General features: G+C 44.2%; 4 protein-coding genes. All 4 read right to left on the reverse strand.

The features are described from left to right. On the reverse strand, window positions 1-590 hold a 590-nt coding region (locus tag KH943_RS09175; RefSeq protein ID WP_304110307.1), incomplete at its 3' end, for an ATP-binding cassette domain-containing protein. Window position 591: 1 nt separating this feature from the next. Beyond that, a complete protein-coding gene (locus KH943_RS09180; RefSeq protein WP_304110308.1) occupies window positions 592-2,577 on the reverse strand; it encodes a dipeptide/oligopeptide/nickel ABC transporter permease/ATP-binding protein in 1,986 nt (661 codons plus the stop codon). Continuing rightward, the gene (locus KH943_RS09185) at window positions 2,577-3,530 is read right to left on the reverse strand and encodes an ABC transporter permease (RefSeq protein ID WP_111353283.1); all 954 of its coding nucleotides are present in this window, start codon (window positions 3,528-3,530) and stop codon (window positions 2,577-2,579) included. The genes KH943_RS09180 and KH943_RS09185 overlap by 1 nt, the downstream gene beginning before the upstream one ends. A 147-nt stretch (window positions 3,531-3,677) precedes the next feature. Then, on the reverse strand, window positions 3,678-5,198 hold a 1,521-nt coding region (locus tag KH943_RS09190), incomplete at its 5' end, for an ABC transporter substrate-binding protein (RefSeq protein ID WP_304110309.1).

Genomic DNA, 5,198 nt, shown 5'->3' on the forward strand with positions numbered 1-5,198 from the left:
CGAACAGAAACATCAAGTGCGGACGTCGGTTCATCTGCCACAATCAGGCTTGGATTTAACGCCAAGGCACGAGCGATCGCCACACGTTGTTTTTGACCGCCAGATAAGCGTGTTGGCTCAACGGCTGCGGCAGAGCGTGGAAGCCCTACGCGTGAAAGCAGTTCATACACGCGTTTTTCGCGTTCGTGCGGTTGCAGAATATTATGGATATCCATCGGATCTTTCAAAATATCCAACACTTTCATCCGTGGGTTTAACGCGGTGGCTGGGTCTTGGAAAATCACAGAGACTTGGCGACCAAAACGTTTGCGCGCTTCTGAGCTACCATATTCCATTTGTAAGCCGTTAAATTTTACCGTGCCTGAAGTCGGTTTTAAAAGCCCGATCATCACATTCGCCAGGGTTGATTTACCGCAACCAGACTCACCCACTAAGCCGATGGTTTCGCCTGCTTTAATACCTAAAGAAACGTTATTCACGGCGGTGAATTTTTTGCGATTAAACAACGAGCCGTCGCGAGAAGGGAATTGCACCACAATGTTCTCTAAGTCGATGATGTTTTGTTCTTTGATTACTTTGATACTGCTCATCTTATGCCTCACTTGCGACTTTAGTTTCCGCTGCTTTGCCTGCTAAATGCGAAGCCCATAGGTGCTGTGCATCGCCTTCGATTGGCGTTAATACGAGTTTTTGGTTCGGGTCAGCTTCTGGGCGTAATGAACGGCTTGCGAAGCGGTCGCCAGTGGCGAAGTCGTATGGAGATGGTACGCTACCAGGAATTTGGTATAAGCGTTCCGCACGCACTTCTGTTGAAAGCACAGAACCTAATAAACCTTGGGTATATTCGTGGGTTGGATGTGCCAATAAGGATGATGTCGGCGCAGTTTCCACCACTTGACCTGCATACATTACCGTAATTGAGTGAGCTAATTGAGCGACTAAGGCTAAATCGTGGCTCACGAATACCATCGCAAAGCCAAGTTTTTCACGCAATTCGTTGAGCAATTTCACCACTTCTGCTTGAACAGTTACGTCTAATGCGGTGGTTGGTTCGTCTGCAATTAAGAGTTTCGGTTCACGGGTTAATGCCATTGCGATTACCACACGTTGGCGTTGTCCTCCAGATAATTCGTGCGGATAACGATTCAAGACTTTGCTTGGATCTAAGTGTACCCATTCCAACAATTTTTCAGCGGTGTGTTTGCTACCACGTTTAATCAGTTGGTTCATTTGATCTTTGATACGCATTGATGGGTTTAATGCACTCAAAGAATCTTGGTAAATCATCGCGATTTCCGTACCGCGTAGATCCGCTAAATGGTTTGAATTTAACAAGCTATGTTGTTTGCCACTGCGGTCGGTGAAAAGAATTTCGCCCGTGATTTTCGCAGTTTTCGGCAATAAGCCCATAATGGAGAACGCCGTAATTGATTTACCACAACCAGATTCGCCCACCAATCCCATCGTTTCACCTTCGTTTACAGTAAAGCTGATGTTATCCACAAGAGGAATGTCACCATAACGATTTGGGAAACGAATCGACAAGTTTTTCACTTGTAAAATTGGTTTCGCATTGCTGTTAAGTTGCATACGGTCAGTGCGAGTAACTTCTTTATCGTGTAAGCGTAAGAGATAGCGTTTCAGTGCCAAACCTTCGCCCAATGCTTCTTGCACGTCAGTTGATAAACGTTCATCTGATTTGTGTTCAGATTTTTTGCTTGCTTTCAAACGTGGGTTCACTAATGCATCAGTTAAGCCTTCTGCAAGAATGTTTAACGCTAATACGGTAAGTAAAATCATCACGCCCGCAAAGGTTGTTGCCCACCACGCACCGTTTAACACGATGTTCCGACCTTCCGACAATACATTACCCCAAGATGGATGAGGTGGTTGTACGCCTGCACCTAAGAAAGAGAGTGAAGCTTCAAACACAATCGCATCTGCTACCATTACGGTTGCGAAAACCAATACAGGTGCCGCAGTGTTGCGAACTACGTGTTTGAGTAAGATGTAAGTGCGGCTACCGCCAATTACACGCTCTGCACGTACATAGTCTTCATCCCATTGAGAGACCACGTTTGCACGCACTACACGAGCAAGTTGCGGTGTATAAACCACAGCGATGGTGAAGATAATCACTGGCACGGTGTTACCGAATGTAGCAAGTAATACAGCCGCTAATGCGATACCTGGAAATGCCATCAAGATATCCATCAATCGCATAATGATCTCATTACCCCAGCGGTCTGCGGTTGCGGCGGTTGCTCCGAGAATGCCCCCAAAGAGAATCGCACAGCCCACAGCACCTAAACCGATAAAGAGTGATGTTTGTGCACCATAAACAATACGAGAGAAAATATCGCGACCCAAGCGGTCTGTTCCGAATAAGAAATCACCACTTGGTGGACGCATACGGGCAATTGCCGCTAATGGATCGTGCGTTGCGACCACAGGTGCAAAAACTGCCACTAATGCCACTAAAACTAAGAAAACTAAAGCGATTTTTGAAGCGGGTGAGAGTGCTTTGAAACGTGCTCCGCCCATCGCTAAACGCTGTGCTAAACCTTGACGAAACATTATAGACTCCGAATTTTAGGGTTGATTAGAACATACAAGACATCCACGATGATATTCACAATCACGAATGTAAATGCGATAGTTAATACCACACCTTGCACCAAGTTTAAATCGTGGTTCACGATACCGTTGAAGATCAATTTACCCATACCCGGTAAGTCGAAGATTTGTTCGATAACCACTGCACCACCTAATAAATAGCCCACGCGTAAACCAAGCACAGTCACAGGCGTAATTAAGGCGTTGCGTAACACGTTATAGCGAATCACGGTCGAATATGGTACTCCGTTACCAATTGCAGTACGCACATAGTCTTTATCCATTTCTTCTACCATGGTAGTACGTACCACGCGGATTAAAGATGCACACACAGGCACGGCTAATGCAAGCGAAGGTAAGATCATTGATTGCACATAACCGCTTGGGTCTTCACTAAATGGCACAAAACCACCAGATGGTAACCAGTCAAGTTCAAGCGAGAACCATTGAATAAGTAAAATACCGAGCCAGAAAGATGGCGTTGCGACTGCCGCAACAGAGATTAAGCGAATCACTTGGTCTACCCAGCTGTCACGATAAAGAGCCGCTAACACACCAAGTGTAAATGAAACTACCGCAGCAAAAACCACACCAATTAAAGTAAGTTGGAGGGTAATTGGGAACGATTTTGCAATCATACCGCTAATTGGAAGCTCTGGCGGCATTGTCATCCCAAAATCAAAGAAGAATAAATTGCCGAGAAAGCGGAAATATTGAACAAAAAGTGGATCATTTAAGCCGTGGCTTTCACGATAAAGTTCTTTTGCCGCTTCTGATGCACTTTCACCCAATGCAACAGTCGCTGGATCGCCTGGAGTAAATTGAAGTACCACAAACACAAGTGCGGTTACCCCCAAAATCATCACGGGCAATGCCATCAATCGGCGGAAAAGTAAGCGAAGTATAATTTCCATGTTGTCCCCAGTTATCACTGCGAATATAGAGAATATATGGCAGAGTTGTGTTTAAGAATAGAATGTGGGTTGTTTATTTTCATCCCCCACAAGGGGAGAGAGTGAATTAACAACCCAACATTTTAAAGAGCGGTTAATTTTGCCGAATTATTTACGACCAACACCTAAGAAAGATACCCCTGTTGTTGCCAATGGTTGATAACCTTCAAGTTTACTTTCATCCCACGCAGATGGAAGTTTGCGGTGAACGATTGGATAAAGTGGTACTTCAGCTGCAATAAGATCGAACGCTTCTTTCCAAAGTTTGCGTGCTTCTTCGTGGTTTGCCGCACGTACAGCACCATCTAAGAAACCTTGAAGTTTCGCAAATTCAGGGGTGTTGTTCCAACGGAAACGGCGTTTTGGCCATACATCACCACGATACCACCAGCTTAGTAATAAGTCTAAGTCGTCACCGAATACAGATGGATCCCCTGGGGCGATACCCACACTAAATGAGCCAACATCTACGTTGTTTGCATAGAATGCTCCAGATTGTAAGTGTTGAAGTGTCACTTTCACGCCTGGAATTTTATTCCAAGATTCTAAAATTAACGGTGCACACTCTTTCACCCAGTCGTGGTCGGTTGAAAGTAATTCAAATTTAAGCTCAGTTAAACCCGCTTCTTTTAACAATGCTGCCGCTTTTTCTGGATTATATTCATATTGCGTTGCCGCTTTCATATAATCTGGGTGAGTGCTTTGTACATAGCAAGTTGAGGCTTCTGCATTGCCATCGAACACGAAGTCTACTAATTTTTGTCTGTCTAAACCGTAGTGTAACGCTTGACGTACTTTTGGATTGTCAAACGGTGCTTTTTCGCAGTTAAACATTAAGAATAACAAGCCGAATGATTGCACTGATTTAACGGTTTGTTTTTTCGATTTCAAGCGTGGAATGTCAAGATATGGCACACTTTCCATCGCTTGTGTACGTTTAGATTCTTGTGCAGTGACACGTGCTGCTGCATCAGATAACAAGAACCAAGACATTTTTTCCACTAATGCTGGGTATTTACCGTTATAAGGCTCATAAGCTTCAAAGACGATTTTGTCATCTTTTACCGCTGAAACGAATTTATATGGACCAGAACCGATTGGGTGAGCATCAAATTTGGATTGACCTACCGCTTCAATCACGTGTTTCGGTACAATTTTCACGATGGTTAAGCGTTTAGCAAATAACGCAAATGGATATTTGAGTTTGAACTCAACAGTTTTATCATCCACTGCTTTCACGCTCTCAACGAAATCAATAAACATTACGAATAAAGATTTATTCGCAGGATCCATAATACGATTGTATGAATATACCACATCTTCTACGGTAACTGGTTTACCATCATGGAAGGTTGCCCCTTCACGAATCGTTACACGCCAAGTGGTATCGTCAATTTGTTCTGGCTCTTTCGCTGCTAATGCAAGATAAGGCTCGCGAGTTGCAGGGTGCAAATCCACCAAGCCTTCAAAAATATGCAAGTTCGCTGCAAATGGTGAAGCACCACTTGATGTCATTGGGTCAAAACCTGTTGAAAGCGGGTATGCGATCCCTGCTTCAATGGTTTTACCTTTAATACCACTTGCCATTGCATTTGGCACGAATGTACCTAATGAACCACTAAATGCAAA

Origin of the sequence: Haemophilus parahaemolyticus (assembly GCF_018373095.1) — a bacterium.
GTDB classification, from domain to species: Bacteria; Pseudomonadota; Gammaproteobacteria; order Enterobacterales; family Pasteurellaceae; genus Haemophilus_A; species Haemophilus_A parahaemolyticus_A.

Excerpts from the sequence above, each read along its gene's own strand:
- KH943_RS09185 (WP_111353283.1), bottom strand. The coding sequence starts at position 3,530 with ATGGAAATTATACTTCGCTTACTTTTCCGCCGATTGATGGCATTGCCC.
- KH943_RS09180 (WP_304110308.1), bottom strand. The coding sequence starts at position 2,577 with ATGTTTCGTCAAGGTTTAGCACAGCGTTTAGCGATGGGCGGAGCACGT.